This is a genomic window from Stenotrophomonas sp. P2112 (assembly GCF_041897515.1).
Lineage (GTDB): Bacteria > Pseudomonadota > Gammaproteobacteria > Xanthomonadales > Xanthomonadaceae > Stenotrophomonas > Stenotrophomonas sepilia.
Genome location: NZ_CP169216.1, coordinates 551618 through 575581 on the forward strand (window position 1 = coordinate 551618; position 23964 = coordinate 575581).

Annotated in this window: 18 protein-coding genes; 14 read left to right on the forward strand and 4 right to left on the reverse strand. The window is 65.5% G+C overall.

The genetic code is table 11. The annotated features are described in order from the left end of the window. Nucleotides 1–23 precede the first annotated feature (23 nt). Nucleotides 24–2618 carry a M14 family zinc carboxypeptidase gene (locus tag ACEPA4_RS02610; RefSeq protein WP_235649869.1) on the forward strand — a complete coding sequence of 865 codons (2595 nt, stop codon included), beginning with the start codon at nt 24–26 and terminating at the stop codon, nt 2616–2618. Nucleotides 2619–3171: 553 nt separating this feature from the next. Here the strand turns inward: ACEPA4_RS02610 and ACEPA4_RS02615 are convergent. Continuing rightward, a complete protein-coding gene (locus ACEPA4_RS02615; protein WP_005415154.1) occupies nt 3172–4590 on the reverse strand; it encodes a DEAD/DEAH box helicase in 1419 nt (472 codons plus the stop codon). A 905-nt stretch (nt 4591–5495) separates the two neighbouring features. Between ACEPA4_RS02615 and ACEPA4_RS02620 the strand changes: the two genes are divergently transcribed. Together ACEPA4_RS02620 and maiA are read left to right on the forward strand one after the other, a co-directional pair. Further along, entirely contained in the window at nt 5496–6485 is a 990-nt protein-coding gene (locus ACEPA4_RS02620; RefSeq protein ID WP_374082980.1) for a fumarylacetoacetate hydrolase family protein, read from the forward strand. Between the two features lie 14 nt (nt 6486–6499). Then, the gene (maiA, locus tag ACEPA4_RS02625) at nt 6500–7168 is read left to right on the forward strand and encodes a maleylacetoacetate isomerase (protein WP_374082981.1); all 669 of its coding nucleotides are present in this window, start codon (nt 6500–6502) and stop codon (nt 7166–7168) included. A gap of 43 nt (nt 7169–7211) precedes the next feature. Here maiA and ACEPA4_RS02630 read toward each other — a convergent pair whose 3' ends face one another. The 3 genes from ACEPA4_RS02630 to ACEPA4_RS02640 all read right to left on the reverse strand — a co-directional run bounded on the left by ACEPA4_RS02630 (nt 7212) and on the right by ACEPA4_RS02640 (nt 11192). Further along, nucleotides 7212–8672, reverse strand: coding sequence for a UdgX family uracil-DNA binding protein (locus tag ACEPA4_RS02630; protein WP_374082982.1), 1461 nt, complete (start codon nt 8670–8672; stop codon nt 7212–7214). After that, on the reverse strand, nt 8653–9936 hold the full coding sequence (locus tag ACEPA4_RS02635; protein WP_069139423.1) for a putative DNA modification/repair radical SAM protein: 1284 nt from the start codon (nt 9934–9936) through the stop codon (nt 8653–8655). Before ACEPA4_RS02635 ends, ACEPA4_RS02630 begins: the two co-directional genes overlap by 20 nt. A 128-nt stretch (nt 9937–10064) precedes the next feature. Next, on the reverse strand, nt 10065–11192 hold the full coding sequence (locus ACEPA4_RS02640; RefSeq protein WP_049416904.1) for a PilT/PilU family type 4a pilus ATPase: 1128 nt from the start codon (nt 11190–11192) through the stop codon (nt 10065–10067). 121 nt (nt 11193–11313) lie between these two features. Between ACEPA4_RS02640 and ACEPA4_RS02645 the strand changes: the two genes are divergently transcribed. The 11 genes from ACEPA4_RS02645 (at nt 11314) to ACEPA4_RS02695 (ending at nt 23946) form a co-directional block, all read left to right on the forward strand. Then, complete coding sequence (locus ACEPA4_RS02645; protein ID WP_005415160.1) at nt 11314–11679, forward strand: DUF4398 domain-containing protein; 366 nt, start codon at nt 11314–11316, stop codon at nt 11677–11679. Then, nucleotides 11676–12560 (forward strand): hypothetical protein, encoded by an 885-nt coding sequence (locus ACEPA4_RS02650; protein WP_374082983.1) that lies wholly within the window; start codon nt 11676–11678, stop codon nt 12558–12560. Before ACEPA4_RS02645 ends, ACEPA4_RS02650 begins: the two co-directional genes overlap by 4 nt. A 324-nt stretch (nt 12561–12884) precedes the next feature. Next, nucleotides 12885–13121: a YdcH family protein gene (locus tag ACEPA4_RS02655; protein ID WP_005407964.1), complete on the forward strand. Its 237-nt coding sequence runs from the start codon at nt 12885–12887 to the stop codon at nt 13119–13121. Between the two features lie 300 nt (nt 13122–13421). Continuing rightward, complete coding sequence (locus ACEPA4_RS02660; RefSeq protein WP_353089389.1) at nt 13422–14792, forward strand: pyridoxal-phosphate dependent enzyme; 1371 nt, start codon at nt 13422–13424, stop codon at nt 14790–14792. A 123-nt stretch (nt 14793–14915) separates the two neighbouring features. Then, nucleotides 14916–16097, forward strand: coding sequence for a cystathionine gamma-synthase (locus ACEPA4_RS02665; RefSeq protein WP_374082984.1), 1182 nt, complete (start codon nt 14916–14918; stop codon nt 16095–16097). Between the two features lie 2 nt (nt 16098–16099). Next, nucleotides 16100–16894: an ABC transporter permease gene (locus tag ACEPA4_RS02670; protein WP_053497939.1), complete on the forward strand. Its 795-nt coding sequence runs from the start codon at nt 16100–16102 to the stop codon at nt 16892–16894. After that, nucleotides 16884–18242, forward strand: a complete 1359-nt coding sequence (locus ACEPA4_RS02675) for an ABC transporter ATP-binding protein (protein ID WP_111008194.1) — start codon at nt 16884–16886, stop codon at nt 18240–18242. Before ACEPA4_RS02670 ends, ACEPA4_RS02675 begins: the two co-directional genes overlap by 11 nt. After that, a complete protein-coding gene (locus ACEPA4_RS02680; protein WP_374082985.1) occupies nt 18239–21652 on the forward strand; it encodes a methyltransferase domain-containing protein in 3414 nt (1137 codons plus the stop codon). The genes ACEPA4_RS02675 and ACEPA4_RS02680 overlap by 4 nt, the downstream gene beginning before the upstream one ends. Further along, nucleotides 21649–22677 (forward strand): dehydrogenase, encoded by a 1029-nt coding sequence (locus ACEPA4_RS02685; RefSeq protein WP_164093331.1) that lies wholly within the window; start codon nt 21649–21651, stop codon nt 22675–22677. The genes ACEPA4_RS02680 and ACEPA4_RS02685 overlap by 4 nt, the downstream gene beginning before the upstream one ends. Next, on the forward strand, nt 22674–23252 hold the full coding sequence (locus ACEPA4_RS02690) for an SIS domain-containing protein (protein WP_239499553.1): 579 nt from the start codon (nt 22674–22676) through the stop codon (nt 23250–23252). The genes ACEPA4_RS02685 and ACEPA4_RS02690 overlap by 4 nt, the downstream gene beginning before the upstream one ends. Before the next feature lies 1 nt (nt 23253). After that, nucleotides 23254–23946, forward strand: coding sequence for a sugar phosphate nucleotidyltransferase (locus ACEPA4_RS02695; RefSeq protein WP_374082986.1), 693 nt, complete (start codon nt 23254–23256; stop codon nt 23944–23946). Nucleotides 23947–23964 lie beyond the last annotated feature (18 nt).

Here is a 23964-nt window from a genome sequence, read left to right on the forward strand (position 1 = left end):
CGTTGTGTTCCAGGGGAGTCACCGTGTCCTTGCATCGCCGTGCCGTTCTTCCGTTGCTGCTTGCCGCCGCCACTGTACTGTCCTGCCCGCAGCCGGCGCAGGCACAGAGTGCCTATTTCTTCCCGCAGGTCACGGATGCGGCAGCCTTCGATGCAGCGGTGCCGACGCCAGAGCAGTTCCTCGGCTACCCGATCGGTAGCCGCTACACCCGGCACGACCAACTGGTGGCGTACTTCCAGGAGCTGGCCAGACGCTCGGACAAGATCAGCGTGCGCGAGATCGGACGAAGCTACGAGGGCCGGCCGCTGCTGATCGCCACCGTCACCGCCGCCGGCAATCACGCGCGGCTGGAACAGCTGCGCCAACAGCACGCGACCCTGGCCGATCCGGCGCAACCGCGCAGCGCGGCCGGTGACAGCCCGGTGGTGGTGTGGCTGGGTTACAGCGTGCATGGCAACGAGACGTCCAGTGCCGAGGCGGCGATGCTGACTGCTTACTACCTGGTGGCCAACCGCAGTGCTGAAACCCAGCAGTGGCTGCAGCACGCGGTGGTGCTGTTCGATCCGGCACAGAACCCGGATGGCCGCGATCGTGCGGCCAACTGGCACAACGCCTGGGCCTCCGATCCGGCCTCGGCCGACCCGGCCGACAAGGAACACGTCGAACCGTTCCCGCAGGGCCGCACCAACCACTACTTCACCGATCTCAACCGCGACTGGCTTGCCCTCACACAGCAGGACTCGCGGCCGAAGGTGGAGGTGTTCCACCAGTGGTACCCGAACGTGCAGATCGACTTCCACGAAATGGGCAAGGACAGCACCTACTACTTCGAGCCCTCGCCGAAGAGCATGCACAGCCCGCTGATTCCGGCGGCGTCGTATGAATTCAACAAGACCCTGGCCAAGTACCACGCGCAGGCGCTGGATGCCTTGGGTTCGCTGTACTACACCGGCGAGAACTTCGACAACTTCTCGCCGGTGTACGGTTCCACCTACCCGGACTTCCATGGTGCCGTCGGCGTTACCGTCGAGCAGGCCAGTTCGCGTGGCCGCGTGCAGGAATCGGTGAACGGCCTGCTGACCTTCCCGTTCACCATCCGCAACCAGGTCGCCACCGGGCTGGGCACGGTGCGTGGCGCGGTAACTGAGCGCAGCGGCCTATTCGACCTGCAGAAGCAGTTCTTCCAGAGCGCGCTGAAGCAGGCCGCACAGCAGCCGGTGAAGAGCTTCGTGTTCGGTGATGTGCATGATCCGGCGCTGACCCGCCGCCTGCTGGAACTGTTGCTGCTGCATCGCATCGAGGTACGCGCGCTGGAGCGTGCAATCACCGTCGATGGGCAGCGCTTCGATGCCGGCAGCGCCTATGTGGTGCCGGTGCAGCAGGCGCAGTTCCGCCTGGTGCATTCGATCTTTGCCGAGACACCGCCGATCAAGGGGGATGTGTTTTACGGCAGCACCAGCTATGCGATCGCACCGGCCTACGGCGTGGCTTTCGCCGGCAGCCGTAGCCGTATCGAGGGTGGCGCACGCGTGACTGCGCTGCCGGCTGAGCAGGGCACGGTGCTGGGTGGCCAGGCCGGATTCGCGTACGCGATCGACTGGCGCGACTACAACGCCGGGCGCGCGCTGGCCGCGCTGCAGGGCAAGGGCGTGAGCGCACGTGCGGCATTCCAGCCGTTCACCACCGCGACCGCGCAGGGCGACGTAAGCTTCGCCGCCGGCAGCCTGGTGATTCCAGTTGCCGGGCAAACGCTGCAGGGCGCGGCGCTGCTTGAGGCAGTGACATCTGCCGCGCGCGAGGCAGGTGTGCAGGTGCACGCGCTGTCCAGTGGCCGCAGCCGCGAAGGCATCGATCTGGGCAGTGACGGCATCAAGGCGCTGCGCAAACCCGCGGTTGCGCTGGTGATGGGGGAGGGCGTGGCCGCCACCGAGATCGGCTCGGCCTGGTTCCTGCTCGACCAGCAACTGCACCTTCCGGCCAGCAAGCTGGACCCACAGCAGCTGGCCAAGGTGCCGCTGGACCGCTACACCACGATCGTGCTGTCCGGTGGCACCTATACCGGCGTCGATGCCGCGGCGGTGGCTGCACTGAAGCGCTGGGTGCAGGCCGGTGGTTCATTGGTGACCTATGGCAGTGCCTCGAAGTGGGCGATCGAACAGAAGCTCGCCGACGGCGAGAAGCTCGGCAAGGACGAAGAGACTGCCGACGAGAGCCGCCGTGCATTCGGCGACCAGCGCGACATCGCCGCGATCGAGCGGGTCAGCGGCAACATCCTCAGCGCCGATGTGGACACCAGTCATCCGCTGGCGTTCGGTGTGCCGCGCCGGCAACTGGCGATCAACAAGGAGAACACGGTGACGCTGCAGCCGAGTGCGAACCCATTCTCGACGGTGGTACGCATCGACACGCCGCCGCGGGTGAATGGCTATCTTTCCGAGCGCAACCGTGCGCGGGTGGCGGGCAGCGCGTGGCTGCTGGTGTCGGCGCAGGGGCAGGGCAACGTGGTGCTGTTTGCCGATGACCCGGCGCACCGCAAGTACTGGCACGGGACGGATCGGCTGCTGATCAACGCGATCTTCTTCGGGAATCTGGTGAATCCGAGTAAAGCGCGGGGTTGAGGCGTTTGGCGCCGAGTCGTTGTTGTGCTTGGGAGGCAGGGGGCCTCAGCCAGGACACGCCGTGAACCCATCCATGGGGGCTCGATGGCGCCATCCTTGGCGCCAACGGTCCTGGCTGAGGCCCCCTGCCTCCCATGACAGTTTCCTGCGGGCGCGGACGCATCAGACCCCAAGGCGGGAGCAAGGGCAAAGGCAAAGGCAAAGGCAAAGGCAAAGCCAGGAATTGCGGCTTCGGCTTTTGACTTTGAATTTGAATTTGAATTTGAATTTGATCTTTCTTCTCCCGGCTACCCGGCGGGAGAAGAAGGCGCAGGCAATGCTTGAAGCGGATGGGCATGGGGGCAGCGCAGAACCGTTGGCGCCATGGATGGCGCCATCGAGCTTACATGGACGTATTTACAGCGTGTTCTGCGCTGCCCCCATGCCCATCCGCCCTCGGTACTGCCACCGCGTGCTTTGTCACCCGGTAGCCAGCAAAAAAAAGGACGGCGCGTCAGCGCCGTCCCTCGATAGCCCCCCGCGCAGCGGGAAGCACCCTCCCTGGCAGCTGGGATCAGCCGGCGCGACCGCCGCCGCCGCCCTGGCCGCGGCCACGGCCGCCACCATTACCGCCACCGCCACGACGCTGGCCCTGACCGGCGCCTGCACCCGCACGCTGCTGGCCGTTGCCACCGCCCTCGCGACGGCCACCGCCGGCCTTCTTCGGGCCGGCATGCGCATGGCGCGGTGCATCACCGTGCGGACGGCGTGCGTGGCTCTTGCGCGGTGCGCGCTCGCCGGTATCGTGCTCGGCCTTGCCCGGCGCACTGTTGCCCCAGCGGATCGGAACCTGCAGTTCGAAGCCCGGCACATCGCGGATGTCCATGTCGCGGCCCAGCAGGCGCACGATCGCGCGCAGCAGCTTCACTTCATCCTGCGCCACCAGCGAAATCGCCTGGCCGGTCGCGCCGTTGCGGCCGGTACGACCGATGCGGTGCACGTAGTCCTCGGCCACCATCGGCAGGTCGAAGTTGATCACCTTCGGCAGCTCGTTGATGTCGATGCCGCGCGCAGCGATGTCGGTGGCCACCAGCACGGTCACGCGGCCGGCCTTGAAGTCGCCCAGCGCACGCAGGCGCTGGCCCTGGCTCTTGTTGCCATGGATCGCCGCGGTCTTGATGCCTGACTTTTCCAGGAACGTGGCCAGCTTGTCGCTGCCGTGCTTGGTGCGTGCGAACACCAGGGTCTGCTCGCGGCTGTCCTGCGCCAGCAGGTGCAGCAGCAGGTCGCGCTTGCGGCCGGCATCGACCGGATGCACGCGATGGGTGATGGTTTCGGCCACGGTGTTCTTCGGCGTCACCTGGATCTGTTCCGGGTTGCGCATGAACTCCAGCGCCAGCTGGCGGATGTTGTCCTCGAAGGTGGCCGAGAACAGCAGGGTCTGGCGGTTCTGCTTCGGCAGCTTGGCCAGGATGCGCTTGATCGACGGCAGGAAGCCCATGTCGAGCATGCGGTCGGCTTCGTCCAGCACCAGCAGCTCAATGCCGGACAGGTCGACACTGCGACGTTCCAGATGGTCGATCAGGCGGCCCGGGCAGGCCACCAGCAGGTCCACGCCACGGCGCAGGATGTCCAGCTGGTTGCCCATGCCGACACCGCCGTAGATGCAGGCGCTGGGAATGCGCAGGTACTTGCTGTAGCCGCGCAGGCTGTCATGCACCTGGGTGGCCAGTTCGCGGGTCGGGGCCAGGATCAGCGCACGCGGCTTGCGCGGGCCGGCACGCACCTCCTGCGAGGCGGTGCCCAGGTGCTGCAGCAACGGCAGGCCGAACGCAGCAGTCTTGCCGGTACCGGTCTGTGCGCCGGCCAGCAGGTCGCGACCGGCCAGCGCCAGCGGGATCGCCTGCTGCTGGATCGGGGTCGGGGTTTCGTAGCCCTGCTCGGCAAGCGCACGCAGCAGGAAGGGCGCCAGGCCCAGCGATTCAAAAGACATTGAGATTGCTCCAGGTACAAGAAACGCCTGTCCGAGCGGACAGACGGGGGCAGATCAAAGTGATCGGCTGACTCGGAGCGTTCCCGTGAACCGCGCTGCGAGAAGTTGGGTGCAGCCGGCACGAAGCGCAGGCTGGAATGCGTGACGAACGGCGTCGGAGTGGGGGCGGGCGAAGAGGGCGGACCCTGGTCGCCGGCGATCCCGGAGGGAAACGGACGGCCGCTGCAGACCTGCCTAGTCTAACCGATGGCTGAGACCTCGCGCAAAAAGCCCCGTTCAGGTAAGGGGGGGCTCTCTGCAGGGCTGCGCCCTGCACCCGCAGAGGCCAAAGCGACGTCAACGTCAAAAGCGGGTTTCCTGAGGGATGGCGGGGTGGGTCCGGTGGCGGGAGACGCCGTAAACCCGTCCATGGGGGCTTGGCCGCGGCATCCATGCCGCGGACACTCCCGCCACCGGACCCACCCCGCCTTCGACAGTTTCCCGCGATCTGTCGGAATGGCATGGGGTCAGATCCGTTTTCCGCAGGAAAACGGATCTGACCCCGGAATTTCATTCGATATCTGACAGATTTCATCCACGCATAGCGTGGATCTATTGGCCACCGGTCTACTGTCGAAGGCGGGGTACTGTGGGTTTGCGGGGTGTGAGCGGCATGGATGCCGCGACCAAGCCCCCATGGATGGGTTTACCGCGTCCCCGCAAACCCACAGTGCCTCGCCATCCCACGGAATGTCCGCTGTTGCTGTTGCATCGGCTGTTGCCTTGGCTTGAAGCAGGTGCAGGGCTGCAAGCCCTGCCGAACCCCCTCCTGCGGTAGTGTGGGCCGATGCCGCGCTGCAGCTTGGCGCCGCCGCAGATTTGATTACACTTGAAACTTGTTTGCCCACGACTCCGGACACCCACCCATGAAGCTTGGTTCTTTGAAGGAAGGCGGCCGCGACGGCACCCTGATCGTCGTTTCGCGTGACCTGCGCCACGGCGTGCGCGCCACCGGCATCGCCGCCACCCTGCAGCAGGCCCTGGAGGACTGGAGCCACATCGCACCGCGCCTGAACGCCCTGTACGAATCGCTCAACGCTGGCGACGCCGATGGCGTGTTCGACCTCGATCCGCAGGCGCTGGCCGCACCGATGCCGCGTGCCTATGAGTTCGTCGATGGCAGCGCCTACCTGCCGCACGTCGAGCGCGTGCGCCGCGCCCGCGGTGCCGAGGTGCCGGAGAGCTTCTATACCGACCCGCTGATGTACCAGGCCACCAGCGCAGGCTTCTACGGCCCGCGCGATGCGGTCAAGGTGGTCAGCGAGGACTACGGCATCGACCTGGAAGCGGAGATCGTGGTGATCACCGACGACGTGCCGATGGCGGCCACCCCGGAACAGGCCGCCAGCCACATCCAGCTGGTCGGCCTGGTCAACGATGTCTCGCTGCGCAACCTGATCCCGGGCGAGCTGGCCAAGGGCTTCGGCTTCCTGCAGTCCAAGCCGCGTTCGGCGCTGTCGCCGGTGTTCGTCACCCCCGATGAGCTGGGCGCTGCGTGGCAGGACAGCAAGGTGCACTTGCCGTTGCTGACCCACATCAACGGCCGGTGGTTCGGTGCGCCGGAGGCGGGCGTGGACATGCAGTTCAACTTCGCCCAGCTGGTCGCGCATGCGGCCAAGACCCGCCCGCTGGGTGCCGGCACCATTGTCGGCTCGGGCACCATCGCCAACGAAGACACCAGCAAGGGTGCCTCGTGCTTCGCCGAGCAGCGCGTGGTCGAGACCCTGCGTCACGGCAAGCCGAGCACGCCGTTCATGTCCTTCGGCGACGTGGTCCGCATCGAGATGCTCGATGCTGCCGGCAACAGCATCTTCGGTGCGATCGAGCAGCGCATCGAACAGGCGGCCAAGCCCTGAGCATGGAGGCGGCGATGGAGATCCCGGTCGACGACAGCATCGTGCTGTACACCTACTGGCGATCCAGCGCCGCCTACCGCGTGCGCATCGGCCTGGAGCTGAAGGGCCTGGCCTGGGAGGCGCGGCCGGTGCATCTGGTGCGTGACGGTGGCGAGCAGCACCATGAGGCTTATCGCGCGCTCAATCCGCAGCAGCTGGTGCCGACCCTGCTGCTTGATGGGCACACGCTGACCCAGTCACTGGCGATCATCGAGTACCTGGAAGAGCGCTTCCCACAGGTGCCGCTGCTGCCGGCCGATGCTGCGGGCCGCGCACGGGTGCGGGCGCTGGCGCAGCTTGTGGCCTGCGATATCCATCCGATCAACAACCTGCGGGTGATGCAGTACCTGGAACGCGACCTGCAGCTGCCTGCCGACGCCCGCACGCAGTGGACCCTGCACTGGATCGCCGAAGGCTTTGACGCGATGGAAGCGATGCTGGCCAACAGCCGCGACACCGGCACCTTCTGCCACGGCGACCGCCCTGGCCTGGCCGACATCTGCCTGTTGCCGCAGCTGTACAACGCCCACCGCTTCGGCCTGGACCTGGCACCGTACCCGACCCTGCGCCGCATCGAAGCGGCCTGCCAGGCACTGGATGCCTTCGACCGCGCCCGCCCGGAACACCAGCTCGACGCCGCCTGAAAAAAGGGGACGGAGGGGATTAAGTCGTATATGCACTTACGACTTAATCCCCTCCGTCCCTTTTCTGTTGCAATCGGGCCAGGTCATCGCGGAACAACCGGTAGGCCTCCTCGCGGCGGGCATCGTCGGTCTGTCGCAGCACCCATGCCGGGTGCACCGTGGCGTAGCCGCGGGTGCCGTCTTCGAGGGTGTGCCAGCGCCCGCGGTCGCGTGAGAGGTCGAAATCTCGACCGAATACCGAGGCTGCCGCAGTCGCGCCCAGGCACACGATCACCTGGGGCCGCACGCGCGCGATCTCACCCATCAGCCAGGGCCGGCAGGCCTGGATGTGACGGCTCTCCGGCCGCTTGTGCAGCCGCACCTTGCCGCGCCGTTCATGGTGGAAGTGCTTCACCGCGTTGGTGAGGTACAGCGTGGCGCGATCGATCCCCAGTTCCGCCAATGCGCGGTCCAGCACCTGGCCGGCAGGTCCTGCAAATGGCTGCCCACGCAGATCTTCGGTGTCACCGGGTTGCTCTCCGACCAGCATCACCCCGGCCCCTGCCGGCCCCTGTCCGAATACGGTCTGCGTGGCCTGCTCCCACAACGGGCACTGGCGGCAGGCGCTGGCCTGCCCGCGCAGATTGTCCAGGCTGCTGGCTTCGGCTGCCGATGCCGGAGGGTTCGCTCGCAGCGGAATCCTGCGTTGCGGTGCCTGCGCGGGACGGTCATGCATTTCCTGCACGCGGTCGGCGGCGTCGCGTACCAGGCGAGGCAGCAATCGGGCTTCAGGCAGGTGGCGCCAGTACTTGGCCGGCATCTCCTGCATCATCATCCGCGTGTTGAGCCGGGCCGGATTGAAAATGCTGGCGTAATAGGTCTGCCACAGCGACTCGCGTGCATCCTCGGCCGGGGCATCCTCGCGTCGTGCACCGGGGCCGAAGGCAAGCGCCTGCCCATCCCAGGAGGCACTGCGCGAAGGCGTGAGGATGGCCCAGCGCATGCCGGTGAAGCGGCGCGCGAAGAACGGCGCGACCCGGTCGACGATGTGGTGCTGTGGCTCGAACCAGGCGATGAACGCATCAGGCTGGCCAGGCACTTCGCGGAAGCGCACGAATGCCTTCATCTTGTGCGTGTCGCGGCGGACCGCCTGGGCCATGGACATCGCCCTCAGTACGTCGGCATCGGCAGGGTTTGACAGCACCGAGCGTTCGCCATGGGCGATGCGCCACAGCAACCGGTACAGGAGGGCCATGCGTTGTCCGTCGCGATGGCACAGGCAGGTGTCCGCCAGCTCCAGGAAGTCGCGCGGTACCGTCGGTGCGCCAGCGTCGGCCTGTGCGGGCGCCGAGGTGACCGCTGGCGCGTCCAGCAGTGATGCGTCGCTGCCCTCGAGCCAGTCCAGCTGCTCCGGCGCGACGCCGCGCAGCAGGGCTTCGCGCGCACCGCTGCGCCAGGCCTCCAGCGACCATGGCGGATCCACCCGCAGCGACCAGCGCTGCGCGTCAGGCCGCGGACGGGGCATCGAACAGCGAACCCTGTCGCGGCGGCGGGGCCAGCTGCGCGCGCAGCGCCGCCGGATCGTCCAGTGCTTTGCGCGGGTGATGGTCGGCCAGCAGCACGAACGGCAGCAGCTTGCTCATCGGTGCCTTCAGGCGTGCGATGTCGGCCACGCGCAGCCGCCCGTGACGGCGCGCCATCAGCACGCGCTTGACGTTGCGCACGCCAAGGCCGGGCACGCGCAGCAGCATCTCCTTCGGTGCCCGGTTCAGATCGACCGGAAAGCGCTCGGGATGGCGGATTGCCCAGGCCATCTTCGGGTCGATATCCAGGTCGAGCATGCCGTCCTGGGTGGTATCGGTAATCTCATCCACGCCGTACCCGTAGAAGCGCAGCAGCCAGTCAGCCTGGTAAAGGCGATGTTCGCGCTGCAGCGGTGGCGGCTGCAGTGGCAGCTGCCGGCTGGCGTCCGGAATCGGGCTGAACGCGGAGTAGTAGACCCGGCGCATGCGGTAGTTGCCGTACAGGCTGTCGGCGCTGGCCAGGATCTGCTGGTCGTTTGCCCCGTCCGCGCCGACGATCATCTGGGTGCTCTGCCCGGCCGGTGCGAAACGGGGAGGGCGCGGGCGAGTGCTGCGGCTGGCCGTCGGTGCCACCGCTGCGGGGGCCTTGCGAGCTTCCTTGGCTTCCTCGATGCGCCAGCGCAGTTCCCCCATCGCGCCACGGATGGAATGAACCGTCTTCTCCGGCGCCAAGGCGCTCAGGCCGGCTTCGGTGGGCAGTTCCACGTTGATGGACAGGCGGTCGGCATAGCGCCCGGCACTGGCCAGCAGTTCCGGCGAGGCCTCGGGAATGGTCTTGAGGTGGATGTAGCCGGCATAGCGGTGTTCTTCGCGCAGTTGCCGGGCGACCTCCACCATCTGTTCCATGGTGTAGTCCGCATTGCGGATGATGCCGCTGGACAGGAACAGGCCCTCGATGTAGTTGCGCTTGTAGAAGTCCAGGGTGAGCGTGACCACCTCATCCACGCTGAAACGTGCACGGGGCACGTTGCTGGAAACCCGGTTCACGCAATAGGCGCAGTCGTAGACGCAGAAGTTGGTCAGCAGGATCTTCAGCAACGAAACACAGCGGCCATCGGGCGTGTAGCTGTGGCAGATGCCCATGCCCTCGGTGCTGCCGATACCGCCACTGGCGCGCGAATCGCGCTTGCCCGAACCGCTGGAGGCGCAGGAGGCATCGTACTTGGCGGCATCAGCCAGAATGGCCAGCTTGCGGATGGTTTCCATTGAGGAAACCTACGGATGAGGGGTCTCATTGGATGAGACCGCCCCTGAATTCTTCAGAAAAAGGGGACGGGGGATCAAGTCGCAAGTGCACAAACGACTTGATCCCCTCCGTCCCCTTTTTCGTGGGATCAGAAGCCGTGAGTGATGCTGGGTGCGCCTGCCGAGAAATCGGCGTACGGGTCGTGCTCGCCGCTACTGCCTTCGGACAGGCGGAACTTCAGGGCCAGGCCATCGCGCGAGTCGGCCGCGCGCAGCGCTTCCTCCTGCTCGATGGTGCCGGCCTTGGCCAGCCGGAACAGGCACTGGTCGAAGCTCTCCATGCCTTCTTCCAGCGAGGCTTCCATCGCCGCCTTGATCTCGTGCACCTGGCCGCGGCGCAGCAGGTCGCGGATCATCGGCGTGTTGATCAGTACCTCGGTGGCCGGCAGGCGACGGCCCTCCTTGTTCTTCACCAGGCGCTGGCTGATCACCGCACGCAGGTTCAGCGCCAGGTTCATCAGCACGTTCTTGTGCGCGCTTTCCGGGAAGAAGTTGAGGATGCGCTCGATGGTCTGGTCGGCGTTGTTGGAGTGCAGGGTGGCCAGGCACAGGTGGCCGGTCTCGGCGAAGGCGATCGCCGCCTCCATCGTTTCCGCATCCAGGATCTCGCCGATCAGGATCACGTCCGGCGCTTCACGCATCGCGTTCTTCAGCGCGTTGTGGAAGGCGTGGGTGTCCAGGCCGACCTCGCGCTGGTTGACGATCGACATCTTGTGCTTGTGCAGGTACTCGATCGGATCCTCGATGGTGAGGATGTGACCGGTGGTGGTGCTGTTGCGGTGGTCGATCATCGACGCCAGCGAGGTGGACTTGCCGGAACCGGTGGACCCCACCACCAGCACCAGCCCGCGCGGGGTCATGATGACGTCCTTCAGCACCTGCGGCAGGTTCAGCTCCTCGATGCTCGGAATCCGGCTGCGGATGGCGCGGATGACCATGCCGACCTCGCCCCGCTGCTTGAACACGTTGACGCGGAAGCGCCCGGCATCGGGCAGCGCGATGGCCATGTTGAGCTCCAGCTCGCGCTCGAACTGCGGCACCTGGCCCTCGTCCATCAGCGAGTAAGCGATCTTCTTGACCATGCCCGGCGGCAGGCCGGTGTTGCCCAGCGGATAGAGCTTCCCTTCGATCTTGATGTAGACCGGTGCCCCGGTGGTCAGAAACATGTCCGAAGCGTTCTTTTCGGTCATCAGCTTCAGGAAGTAGCCGATATCCATTGCGAATTTTCCCCAACGAAACGGCCGACGCCCGTTGCCAGCACGGTGTCGGCTTGACGACAATGGCCGTGAACCGACAACCGGTACGGCCTCCCCAATGAAACGACTTAGCTTCGCACGAATGCGCCATGGCCTGTATGTGATGGCGTTTGCATTCGCACTGTCTGCCCCCGCCTGGGCGCAGGACGCTGCCCTGGAACTGGCGCAGGCCCGGCAGGCGGTCGACAAGGCCACCCAGGCCGATGCCGACCAGTACGCCCCGGACCTGATCGGGCTGGCCCGGCAGGGGCTGGAGCAGGCCCAGCGCGCCGCCGGCGACCGCCGCGAGCGCAAGAACGCCCCGGCGATGGCCCTGCGCGCCGCCGCCGATGCCGACCTGGCCCGCGTCCGCAGTGAGGAAGCCACCGTCACCGCGCAGCTGCAGCTGCGCCGCAACGAGGTCAACCAGCTGCAACGCCAGCTGTCGACCGGGGAGGACCGCCGGTGAAGCCGATGACCGCCGCAACCCTGGCCGCGCTGCTGGCGCTGCCGACCCTGGCCACGGCCGCCGACAACCCGATGGTGGCGCAGCTGAGCCAGCGCCTGATGGCCATCCAGGCCAACCCCGATACCGCTGAGCTGGGCGCCTTCGAGCGCATGCAGGCGCAGCAGGCGATCGCCACCCTGGACAAGGCCAAGCGCCGCGACCAGGAGCTGGCCACGTACCTGGCCGAGCGCCGGGTGGAGATTGCCGAGACCGCCGTGCGCACCGCGCTGGCCGCGCGCGAGGTCGACCGCCTGGAGCGTACCCGCAGCGACCTGCTGATCGAGGCCAGCCGCCGCGATGCCGCCCGTGCCCGCCAGGAAGCCGAGCAGCTGCGCATGCAGGCGCAGATGCAGGCCGAGGAGGCCGAACGCCTGCGCCAGGCGGCCGAGGCCGAGACCCTGGCCCGCCAGGACGCCGAGAATGCCCTGACCAGCGTGGCCGGCAAGCAGCAGCAGCGTCTGAGCGCTGCCCAGCAGAACGCTGCCAGGCTGGCCCGGGAGGAAGCCGAGCTGGTGTCCGGGCAGAAGCTGCCCGGTTCGAAGTTCGACGCTCGCGGTGAGGTCTTCACCTTCGGTGGTGACGCGTTCGCCGCAGGCGCCTCCAGCCTGTCGGGGGGCGCCCGCAACCAGGCCAAGGCCCTGGCCGAGTACGTGAACATCGGCAAGAAGGGGCGCCTGCGCATCGAGGCCTACGACAGTGCCAACGGCGTGGGCCAGAAGCGTGCCGAAGCGCTGCGCGACGCCCTGGTCGCGGGTGGTGTCGCCAGCAACCGGATCCAGGTCAGCGGCAAGAAGGCTGCGTCCACCCGGGCGCGCTCGGCCGAGGTCATCATCGCGCCGTAATGCATTGATATTGTTTGTTTTTCGTTGCGATGAGCATTCAGCCTGAACCCCGCCCCGGCGGGGTTCGGTCTTTTTGACGCAGGGGTCTTGTACCCCGCCTTGAGCAGGCGTAGGGTCAATCGTCCGGGACGCAATGCCGCGGACCGGACGATGGGAGGGCCGGGCCGATGCAAGCAGGGCGCGAACCGCAGCAGATCGACGTGCGCAGGCCAGTGCCGCAGGTCGTTGCAGGCGTCCAGGTGGCCATCGGCCGGCACTCCTCCATGAACAACGCCCCGTGCCTTGCGGCCGGGGCGTTCGTGTATCTGTCGAAGGAGGTCCATCATGTTTGAAGATCAGCCCCAGAGCGAGATCGACGCACGTCGCGCGCGTGATCCGGAGTTCAGGGCACTCCATGACCAGCACCGCAAGTTGAACAAGAAGTGCATGGACGCGGAGCTGGGTGTACTCCCGATCGATGATGTCACCCTGGGTCGCATGAAGCGCGAGAAGCTGCTGGCCAAGCAACGACTTCTGCGAATGTACGAAACACCGCTCCCAACGACGTCCCCCACGCTTTGACGCACCCCGTCACGCCCGGAACGGCGTGACCCGGCCATCGATGGCCCGGCCGGGCGCTCCTGCCCCGGCATCGCGGCACCGCCGATGAGGCGGCCGCGCCAAGGCACCACAGGCGGTGGTGCCTTGGCCTGCAGGCACAACTCACCGATGCGGGCGGTACCGGTCTCCTCGTCGACCCGGGGCCGTCCGCATCCCTCTACGGGACGGCGGGCGGCATGCCCGCGCCGACCTGACATTCAGCGCCATCCGTCGGATAATCATCGGTCCGGCCCTGCGTGGCGCGAATCGAAAGTCCTCCGAATGCCCATCCATTCTTCCGTCCTCGAACTCATCGGCCAGACCCCGATCGTCAAGGCCCAGCGCCTGGACACCGGCGTCTGCGAGCTTTACCTGAAGCTCGAGAGCGCCAACCCGGGCGGTTCGATCAAGGATCGCATCGGCCTGTCGATGATCGAGGCAGCGGAGCAGCGGGGTGACCTGAAGCCGGGGGCGACCCTGGTCGAGGGTACCGCTGGCAATACCGGCCTGGGCCTGGCACTGGTGGCCCAGCAGAAGGGCTACAAGCTGATCCTGGTCGTTCCCGACAAGATGAGCCGCGAAAAGATCTTCAACCTGAAGGCGATGGGCGCCGAAGTGCGCCTGACCCGTTCGGACGTCGCCAAGGGCCACCCGGAGTACTACCAGGACCTGGCCAAGACCATCGCCGAGCAGACCCCGGGCGCCTACTTCATCAACCAGTTCGGCAACCCGGACAACCCGGCCGCGCATGAGTTCGGCACCGGCCCGGAGATCCTCGAGCAGATGGGCGGTGACCTCGACGCCATCGTGTTCGGCTGCGGCAGCTCCGGCACCATGACCGGCCTGTCGCGTGCGTTCGCCAGGCTGTCGCCCAAGACCGAGCTGGTGCTGGCCGATCCGGTCGGCTCGATCCTGGCCGAGTACATCAACGACGGCGTGCTCAACGACAAGTCGGGCAGCTGGCTGGTGGAGGGCATCGGCGAGGACTTCCTGCCCTCGATCTCCGACTTCAGCCGCGTCAAGAAGGCCTATGCCATCAGCGACGCCGAGAGCTTCCACACCGCGCGCGAGCTGCTGGGCAAGGAAGGCATCCTCGGCGGTTCGTCCACCGGCACCCTGCTGGCCGCGGCACTGAAGTACTGCAAGGAGCAGACCACGCCGAAGAAGGTGCTGGTGCTGGTCTGCGATACCGGCAACAAGTACCTGTCGAAGATGTACAACGACTACTGGATGCTGGACAACGGCTTCCTGGAGCGCCCGCAGCACGGTGACCTGCGCGACCTGATCCTGCGCCCGTACGGCCAGCGCGACACGGTGGTGATCGGCCCGAACGACCTGTTGACCACCGCCTACCAGCGCATGAAGCTGTATGACGTGTCGCAGCTGCCGGTGATGAACGGTGAGCAGCTGGTCGGCATCGTCGATGAAAGCGACGTGCTGCTGCATGTCTATGGTGACGAAGCGCGCTTCCGCGACACCGTGGCCACCGCGATGGTCAGCAAGCTGGACCGGCTGGACGTGAAGTCGCCGATCGAGGCCCTGCTGCCGGTGTTCGACCGCGGGCAGGTGGCGATCGTGATGGACGGTGACGCCTTCCTCGGCCTGATCACCCGCATCGACCTGCTGAACTATCTGCGCCGTCGCGTGCAGTAAGCCGCTGATCGCTGCCGTTCACCGCTGAATTCCGGTTTATTCGCGTCAAAGCTCGTTAAGGCTGCGCTGATAGACTCCCGATCCTTTGACGGCGTCGCACGTCGGCGCCATTCAGGAAACGACATGTCCAACTCCTCTTCGCCCGACCGCGCGCTGGCTCTGGCCACGCTGGCCATCCATGGCGGCCAGTCGCCCGATCCCAGCACCGGCGCGGTGATGCCGCCGATCTACGCCACCTCGACCTATGCCCAGTCCAGCCCGGGCGAGCATCAGGGCTTTGAGTACTCGCGTACCCACAACCCGACGCGCTTTGCCTATGAGCGCTGCGTGGCCTCGCTGGAAGGCGGCACCCGTGGCTTCGCCTTCGCCTCGGGCATGGCGGCCAGCTCGACGGTGATCGAGCTGCTGGACGCCGGCAGCCACGTGGTGGCGATGGACGACATCTACGGCGGCAGCTTCCGCCTGTTCGAGCGCGTGCGCCGCCGTACCGCCGGGCTGGACTTCAGCTTCGTCGACCTGACCGATCTGGCGGCCTTTGAAGCCTCGATCACGCCGAAGACGAAGATGGTCTGGATTGAAACCCCGACCAACCCGATGCTGAAGATCGTGGACATCGCCGCGGTCGCTGCCATCGCCAAGCGCCATGGCCTGATCGTGGTGGTGGACAACACCTTCGCCTCGCCGATGCTGCAGCGCCCGCTGCTGCTGGGCGCCGATCTTGTGCTGCACTCGGCCACCAAGTACCTCAATGGCCACTCGGACATGGTCGGTGGCATGGTCGTGGTCGGCGACAACGCGCCGCTGGCCGAGCAGATGGCGTTCCTGCAGAACTCGGTGGGTGGCGTGCAGGGCCCGTTCGACAGCTTCCTGGCCCTGCGTGGCCTGAAGACCCTGCCGCTGCGCATGAAGGCGCACTGCGCCAATGCGATGGCGCTGGCGCAGTGGTTGGACAAGCATCCAGCGGTGGAGAAAGTGATCTACCCGGGCCTGCCCTCGCACCCGCAGCATGAGCTGGCCGGCAAGCAGATGGCGGGCTACGGCGGCATCGTCTCGATCGTGCTCAAGGGCGGGTTCGAGGCGGCCAAGCGCTTCTGCGAGAAGACCGAGCTGTTCACCCTGGCCGAGTCGCTGGGCGGCGTGGAAAGCCTGGTCAACCACCCGGCGGTGATGACGCATGCCTCGATCCCGGTCGCGCGCCGGGAGCATCTGGGGATCAGCGATGCGCTGGTGCGGCTGAGCGTGGGTGTGGAGGAGCTGGGGGATCTGCAGGTGGATCTGGAAAATGCGCTGGGTGGGAACCGCTGAGCATGAGCATTCTCTCGGTCTTCGGGAAGCATCGTTCGCTTACCTTCGAACTGACCCAGCGTGAAGTCCTCGGGCGTTATCGCGGTGCCAGCTTCGGTCTGCTGTGGTCGCTGATCAGCCCGTTCCTGATGCTGCTGGTCTACACCATGGCCTTCGGTTTCATCATGAAGGGACGCTGGCCCGGATCGACCGGGTCCACCACCGATTTCGCGTTGATCCTGTTCGCGGGCCTTACCGTGCATGGCTTCTTCGCGGAATGCTTTACCCGTGCGCCGCAGTTGATCGTCAGCAACACCAGCTACGTCAAGCGTGTGGTGTTCCCGCTGGATATCCTGGTGTGGAGCATGACGCTGTCGGCGCTGTTCCATCTGCTGATGAACATGGTCGTACTGCTGCTGCTGTACCTGTGCGTCAAGGGCAGCATCCATCCCACCGCGGTGCTGTTGCCGGTTGTGGTGTTGCCGCTGGTGATCCTGACGGTCGGCATTGGTTGGATTACCTCGGCACTGGGTGTGTACCTGCGCGATATCGGGCAGATCGCCGGCGTCATCGCAGCTGCCATGCTGTTCCTGTCCTCGGCGATTATTCCGGTTGAGTCGGTGCCGGCCAGCTACCGCATCGTGTTCGAGCTCAATCCGCTGACCTTCATCATCAACCAGGTGCGCGAAGTGGTGATCTGGGGCCGCCTGCCAGATTGGGCTGGGCTGGGTCTGTACACCCTCATCGCCTGTGTGGTGGCCGTCATTGGCCATCGCCTGTTCAACAAGCTGCGCGTGGGGTTTGCCGATGTCCTCTGAAGTCGCCGTGGCCGAGACCGTCATCGAGGTCAAAGGGGTTGGCAAGTCGTACCACATGTACGAACGTCCTTCGCACCGCTTGTGGCAAACGCTGGCAGGCAAGCGCAAGTCCTTCTACAAGGATTTCTGGGCGCTGCGCGACGTGAGCTTCTCGATCCGCCGTGGCCAGACAGTGGGAATTGTCGGTCGCAACGGCTCGGGCAAATCGACCCTGCTGCAGATGATCGCCGGCACCCTCAATCCCACCGAGGGCAACATTACTGTGAAGGGGCGCGTGGCCGCGCTGCTCGAACTGGGCAGTGGCTTCAACCCCGAGTTCACCGGCCGCGAGAACGTCTATCTCAACGCCACCATCCTTGGCCTCACCCGTGCGCAGATCGACCATCGCCTGGAGAGCATCCTGGCCTTCGCCGATATCGGCGAGTTCATCGACCAGCCGGTACGCAGCTACTCCAGCGGCATGTCGGTGCGTCTGGCCTTTGCGGTGATCGCCCATGTTGACGCTGACATTTTGATCATTGACGAAGCACTGGCAGTCGGTGATGCCTTTTTCTCCCAGAAGTGCATGCGCTTCCTGCGGGAATTCCAGAAGACCGGCACGCTGTTGTTCGTCAGCCATGATGCGGCCGCCGTCACCAACCTGTGCGAGAACGCCGTGTGGTTGCAGAACGGCCGCATGCGCCTGTCCGGCACCTCGCAGGAGGTGGTCGAGGCGTACATGACCGAGCAGCATGTGGTCGGGCGGCGTGAGGCGGGTGATGCTGAGATCGTCGTGGAAAAGAAGCAGCGCAAGCTTGTTTCCGATGCGCCGGACTTCCGCCACGATGCCCTGCTGGAAGCCGGTGTTGTCAATCGGATCGCGCTCTTCGAGTTCGACCCGAACAACGTGGGCCAGGAGTTCGGTGCACGTGGTGCACGCATCATCGATGTGAGCATGACCGACGAGCAGGGGCGGCGGGTCGGCGTTCTGGAGGGCGGTGAACTGGTAAGGCTGGAGATCCGCGTGGAGTTGCTGCAGCCGCTGGAGAACCTCATCGTCGGGTTCTATGTGAAGGATCGTCTGGGCCAGCGTCTGTTCGGTGACAACAGCTACTTCGCTTGCCGGGAGACACCCGTTTCCGGGCAGGCCGGAAGCATCGTCCGGGGCACCTTCGTGTTCCGCATGCCGATCATGCCATCAGGCTCCTACATGATTGATGCTGCAGTCGCTTCCGGTGATCAGCATGACCATACGCAGCAGCACTGGATCCACGACGCGCTGGAGTTCCGCGCGATGGACGAAACGATGCGCTTCGGCCTCGTCGGCCTGCCGATGCTGGCCATCGAAGTTTCCAAGGAGTCTCAATGATCGAGTTCACCGGTGAGCGCTTCGTGCCGACCGAACAGGGTGTAATCAGGCAGGAACATCTTCACCGTTATGCCTGGTGCCTGCCGTTGGTGGAAGGCAAGGATGTGCTGGATGTCGCCAGCGGCGAAGGATACGGCAGCGCGATGCTGGCCTCCCGGGCGCGCTCGGTATGTGGCGTGGATATCTCGCATGAGGCCGTGGATCACGCTGCCGGGCGTTATTCGGCGCAGACCAACCTGAAGTACCTGCAGGGCTCCGCTGCTGCCATTCCATTGGCCGACGACAGTGTGGATGTGGTTGTTTCCTTCGAGACCATCGAGCACCTGATGGAGCAGGAGGAGATGATGGCCGAGATCCGTCGTGTGCTGCGGCCCGATGGTGTTCTGGTCATGTCCTCGCCCAACAAGGAGGTTTACTCCGATCGGGCCGGCTATCACAACGATTTCCACGTAAAGGAGCTCTACCAGGCAGAGTTCCAGGCGTTGGTCGGGCGTTACTTCCCGGCTTCGCGGCTGTGTGGGCACCGCATGGCGGTGTGCTCGACTATCACTCCAATGTCAGAGGCGGAACGCACGGACAGCTACCAGGCGCTGACCGATACCGGCTCGGGTGTCGAAGCCCGCGTGGCCAGCGTTCCAGATGCGGTCTACTTTGTTGTCGTCGCTGCGGCTGACGCGTCATTGTTGCCGGATACACCTGCTTCTGTGCTCTATGCCGAAAGCGAGGATCTGTATGCCCAGCAGCATGACATCGCACGCTGGGCCCAGGGACTGGACAACGAACGGGAAGACACTATTCGTTGGGCACGTTCGCTGGAAGCGGAGCTTGAGAAATCCCGTGCCGATTACCACCGCCTGGAAGTCGAGTTCGAGGATCGTACGCGCTGGGCGCTGGAGCTGGACCAGGTTGTCCAGGCCGGTGGCGGCCTTGCCGGCGCCGCTGAGCTGCGTGCGAGGAATGATGCGCTGCAGGCGCAGCTGGAACAGGTGCGGGGCGAGAAGGCGGACGTCGAAGCTGATCTGCAACGGCATCAGGCAGCATCGCAGCACGAAGCGGCCGAGCTGCGCCGACTGCTGCAGACGGCCCACGAAACCGTTGCCAGCCGTTCGGAAGTCAGCCGCGAACTGCAGCGGCGCTCTGGTCTCGCGTTCCGGCCCGGTGCGGAAGGCACCTCCGAGCTGGAAGTGAAGCGCGTCATCCACGAATACGACGAGCAGTTGGAGAGCCTGAACGATGCCTTCGCGAAGGTGCTCGCCTCCAAGTCCTGGCGCATCACGCGCCCGATGCGTTTCGCTTCGCGCCTGCTGCGTGGCGATGTGCCGGCCATTATTGCGTCGCTGCGTGCCAGTGGCCTGGCCCGCCATCCATTGCTGGCGCCGCTGGCACGCCCGGTGCGTAACTGGCTCCTGCGCCATGACAAGGGCCAGGTCGAACCGCCCGCGGGCCTGGCCCTGCCGGCGGTGGTGGAAGACGCCGAAGAAGTGTTGAAGACGCTGTCCTTCCCGGTGCATGAGGCGCCGGAAGTCAGCATCGTCATTCCTACCTACGGCAACCTGCCGCATACCCTGGCCTGCCTGCGCTCCATCGCCGCGCATCCGCCTGCGGTGAGCTATGAAGTGCTGGTGCTGGAAGATGCGTCCGGCGACGTGGAGATCGAGAAGCTGGTGCCGGTTCCGGGCCTGCGCTTCCACCACAACCCGCAGAACCTTGGGTTCCTGCTGTCCTGCAACCAGGCGCTGGAACTGGCGCGTGGCCGCTATACCTATTTCCTGAACAACGATACCGAAGTGCGTCCGGGCTGGATGGACCAGATGCTGGATGTATTCCAGCGCATGCCCGACTGCGGCATGGTCGGTTCCAAGCTGGTCTACCCCGACGGCCGCCTGCAGGAAGCGGGCGGCATCATCTGGCGTGACGGCTCGGCCTGGAACTACGGCCGCCTGGATAACCCGGCCGACAGTCAGTACAACTACCTGCGCCCGGTGGACTACTGCAGCGGCGCGAGCCTGCTCATTCCCAGCGCGCTGCTGCGTGAGCTGGGTGGCTTCGATCCCGAGTTCGTGCCGGCCTACTGCGAGGATTCCGACCTTGCCTTCCGCGTGCGCAAGGCGGGTTACCAGCTCTATTACTGCCCGACCTCGGAAGTCGTGCACTACGAGGGCATCTCCCACGGCACCGATACCGGCAGCGGCATCAAGGCCTACCAGGTTGCCAACCAGAAGAAGCTGCGCGAACGCTGGCAGGATGAGCTGGCACGGCACGAACCCAACGGCGAGCACGTGGTGCTGGCCCGCGACCGTGCCTGGCAGAAGGAAACTGTCCTGATCGTCGACCACTACGTACCGCAGCCCGACCGTGATGCCGGTTCGCGGACCATGATCGCCTTCATCAACGCGCTGCTGGAACGTGGCTGCGTGGTCAAGTTCTGGGCCGACAACCTGTACTTCGATCCGATCTACACTCCGCCACTGCAGGCCCGTGGTGTGGAAGTGATGTATGGCGGCCAGTGGGTGGGCGGCTTCGCGCGCTACCTGGACGAAAATCCGCACGTGCGCACGGTGATGCTGTCGCGGCCTCATATCGCTGAGCATTACCTCGATGCCCTGTGCAAGCACCCGGGTGTCCGCAGCGTCTACTACGGCCACGACCTGCACTTCCGTCGCATGGAAATGGAAGCCACCCGCAATGGCGGCAGCGATGGCGAGGCGCGTTCGATGGAACTGCTGGAGCGGCGCATCTGGAAGGCCGTCGACCGCGTCCTCTACCCGTCGGCCGAAGAGGCGCAGGACGTGCGCGCGCTGGAGCCGGACGTCGATGCACGCGCGATCCTGCCGTACGCTTTCGACCACTTCAACGATGAAGCCGTGCCCGCGCAGCGTGCCGGCATCCTGTTCGTCGCTGGCTTCGCCCACGGCCCCAATGTCGATGCCGCGCGATGGCTGGTCGAGTCGGTGATGCCGCAGGTCTGGGCGCGGCACCCCGGCGTGAAGCTGTCACTGGTTGGCTCCAACCCGACCGATGCTGTACGCGCCCTGGCGGGCGAACATGTCGAGGTGACCGGTTTCGTCAGCGACGAGGAGCTGGCACGGCGCTACGGTGTCGCGCGCGTGGCCATTGTGCCGCTGCGCTTTGGTGCCGGCGTCAAGGGCAAGGTTGTCGAAGCCATGCAGCAGGGTCTGCCGCTGGTCACTACCGGTATTGGTGCCCAGGGCCTGGTCGGTCTGGAGGCGGTGGTCACCGTGGCAGACGAGGCCGATGGCCTTGCCGCAGGGCTGTTGTCGTTACTGGAAGATGATGCGCTGTGGCTGCAGCGGTCGCGTGCAGCGGCGAGCTACTGTCGCAGCCAGTTCTCGCGCGATGCACTGGGTCGTGCACTGGAATCGGCATTCGCATTGGAGAAGAAAGCATGATCGTTCGTTCACGCGCACCCCTGCGGCTGGGCCTGGCCGGTGGTGGCACGGATGTGTCGCCGTTCTGCGACCAGTTCGGTGGCTTCGTCATGAACGTGACCATCGACAAGTTCGCCTATGCGACCCTCGATGACTCGCCCGATGGCCTGGTCGGATTCCATGCTCAGGATGCGGGCGCCTGCGAGCGCGTCGATCCGCAGGCCGTGGAGGCCGGCCCCGGCCCACTGCAGTTGATGAAGGGTGTCTACCTGAGGGTCTGCAACGACTACCTGCAGGGCGAGCGGCCAGCCATCCGCATCCGCGCGCATTCCGATGCGCCGCCGGGCTCGGGCCTGGGCTCGTCCTCGACGATGGTCGTCGCGCTGGTCACCGCCTTCGCCGAGTACTTCGCGTTGCCGCTGGGCGAGTACGAGATTGCGCAGCTGGCCTACCGCATCGAGCGCGTCGACCTGCAGCTGTCCGGTGGCAAGCAGGACCAGTACGCAGCGGCCTTCGGCGGTTTCAATTTCATGGAGTTCTACGACGCCGATCGGGTGATCGTGAATCCGCTGCGCATCAAGGACTGGATCTGGTCCGAACTCGAAGCGGGCCTGGTGTTGTACTTCACCGGCGTGTCGCGTGCTTCGGCCAAGATCATTGATGAGCAGTCCCGCAACATCAAGGAAGGCAAGGCCAGTTCGCTCGATGCGATGCATCGGTTGAAGGTCGAAGCCAGCCAGATGAAGGAAGCGCTGCTGCGCGGTGATTTCGAGCGGTTGGCGCAGGTGATGCAGTCCGGCTGGGAAGCGAAGAAGCTCAGTGCCAGCAGTATTTCCAATCCGATGATCGATGAGATCGAAGCGTTGGCAATGCGCCACGGCGCGCGCGCGACCAAGGTATCGGGCGCGGGTGGCGGCGGTTTCATGATGTTCCTCTGCGACCCGGCACACCGGGTCGACCTGGTGCGCGCGCTTGCTGGCGCCGGCGGCACTGTTTTTGATACACACTTCACCCACCAAGGTGCAACGGCATGGAAAATCGGATGAACGAATTCATCAAGGCCGAGTTCGGCAAGACTCTCGAGAACTTCCAGCGCATGTCGGCGGATGCCGCGTTGGCGTCGCAGATCGAGCAGGCAGTGGCGCTGTGCGTGGACGCGCTGAAGGCCGGTCGCAAGATCCTGTTTGCCGGCAACGGCGGCAGTGCTGCCGATGCACAGCACTGGGCAGGCGAGCTGGTGAGCCGCTTCTATTACGACCGTCCGGGCCTGCCGGCGATCGCGCTGACCACCGATACCTCGATCCTGACCGCCATCGGCAACGACTACGGTTACGACTACACCTTTGCCCGCCAGATCGAAGCACTTGGCCAGGAAGGCGATGTGTTCGTGGCAATCTCCACCTCGGGCCGTTCGAAGAACATCATGCGCGCACTGGAGGCTTGCGAAGCCAAGGGTGTACGCGTCATCGGATTCACTGGCGAACACGGCGGCGACATGAAGGACCGCTGCGACATCTGTTTCCGCGTGCCTTCCAACGAGACGCCGCGCATCCAGGAGGGGCATGAGTTCATCGGTCATCTGCTGTGTGCGCTGATCGAAAGCGAAATGTTCCCGCGCTGACATGGCTGCCGACGAGATCCTGATCCTGGCCGGCGGCTTCGGCACCCGGCTGCGAAGCGAAGTGCCCGACCTGCCCAAGCCCCTGGCCCCGGTGGCCGGACGCCCGTTCCTGGCCTATCTGTTGAATCGCTATGCGGCCGCCGGCATGCGTCGTGTGATCCTGGCGACCGGTTACCTCGGTGATGTTGTCGAGCAGACCATCGGCAGGAAGTGGGCGGGCATGGAAGTGGTCTACTCGCGTGAGGAGACGCCGCTCGGCACCGGTGGCGCGATCGCTGCCGCAGCACGGCTGGCGCAGGGTGACGGGCTGCACGTCTGCAATGGCGACACCTACCTCGAGTACTCGCCGGCAGCACTGGAAGCGGCTGCAAAGGGTCTGCCGATGTCGATCGCGCTGGCGCGTGTGGATGATGTCTCACGCTACGGCACGGTGGATGTCGAGCAGGGCAGGGTGCTGCGCTTCCATGAGAAGCGACTGGGCGGCGCCGGGCTGATCAATGCCGGCAGCTATTTTCTGAGTGCTGCGGCGCTTGCTGCGATGCCGGATGAAGTAGCTTTTTCGTTCGAGAAGCGGGTGCTGGAGCCTGCCGCCGCCAGCGGTCAGGTTGGTGTGCTGGTGGACACCGCTGGCTTCATCGACATCGGCGTGCCTGAAGACTTCCACCGAGCGCAGATGGAGTTCGCAGAGCGATGAGTCACGTATCTGCGGCCC

Excerpts from the sequence above, each read along its gene's own strand:
- ACEPA4_RS02615 (WP_005415154.1), bottom strand. The coding sequence starts at position 4,590 with ATGTCTTTTGAATCGCTGGGCCTGGCGCCCTTCCTGCTGCGTGCGCTT.
- ACEPA4_RS02620 (WP_374082980.1), top strand. The coding sequence starts at position 5,496 with ATGAAGCTTGGTTCTTTGAAGGAAGGCGGCCGCGACGGCACCCTGATC.
- maiA (WP_374082981.1), top strand. The coding sequence starts at position 6,500 with ATGGAGATCCCGGTCGACGACAGCATCGTGCTGTACACCTACTGGCGA.
- ACEPA4_RS02630 (WP_374082982.1), bottom strand. The coding sequence starts at position 8,672 with ATGCCCCGTCCGCGGCCTGACGCGCAGCGCTGGTCGCTGCGGGTGGAT.
- ACEPA4_RS02635 (WP_069139423.1), bottom strand. The coding sequence starts at position 9,936 with ATGGAAACCATCCGCAAGCTGGCCATTCTGGCTGATGCCGCCAAGTAC.
- ACEPA4_RS02640 (WP_049416904.1), bottom strand. The coding sequence starts at position 11,192 with ATGGATATCGGCTACTTCCTGAAGCTGATGACCGAAAAGAACGCTTCG.
- ACEPA4_RS02645 (WP_005415160.1), top strand. The coding sequence starts at position 11,314 with ATGCGCCATGGCCTGTATGTGATGGCGTTTGCATTCGCACTGTCTGCC.
- ACEPA4_RS02655 (WP_005407964.1), top strand. The coding sequence starts at position 12,885 with ATGTTTGAAGATCAGCCCCAGAGCGAGATCGACGCACGTCGCGCGCGT.
- ACEPA4_RS02660 (WP_353089389.1), top strand. The coding sequence starts at position 13,422 with ATGCCCATCCATTCTTCCGTCCTCGAACTCATCGGCCAGACCCCGATC.
- ACEPA4_RS02665 (WP_374082984.1), top strand. The coding sequence starts at position 14,916 with ATGTCCAACTCCTCTTCGCCCGACCGCGCGCTGGCTCTGGCCACGCTG.
- ACEPA4_RS02670 (WP_053497939.1), top strand. The coding sequence starts at position 16,100 with ATGAGCATTCTCTCGGTCTTCGGGAAGCATCGTTCGCTTACCTTCGAA.
- ACEPA4_RS02675 (WP_111008194.1), top strand. The coding sequence starts at position 16,884 with ATGTCCTCTGAAGTCGCCGTGGCCGAGACCGTCATCGAGGTCAAAGGG.
- ACEPA4_RS02680 (WP_374082985.1), top strand. The coding sequence starts at position 18,239 with ATGATCGAGTTCACCGGTGAGCGCTTCGTGCCGACCGAACAGGGTGTA.
- ACEPA4_RS02685 (WP_164093331.1), top strand. The coding sequence starts at position 21,649 with ATGATCGTTCGTTCACGCGCACCCCTGCGGCTGGGCCTGGCCGGTGGT.
- ACEPA4_RS02690 (WP_239499553.1), top strand. The coding sequence starts at position 22,674 with ATGAACGAATTCATCAAGGCCGAGTTCGGCAAGACTCTCGAGAACTTC.
- ACEPA4_RS02695 (WP_374082986.1), top strand. The coding sequence starts at position 23,254 with ATGGCTGCCGACGAGATCCTGATCCTGGCCGGCGGCTTCGGCACCCGG.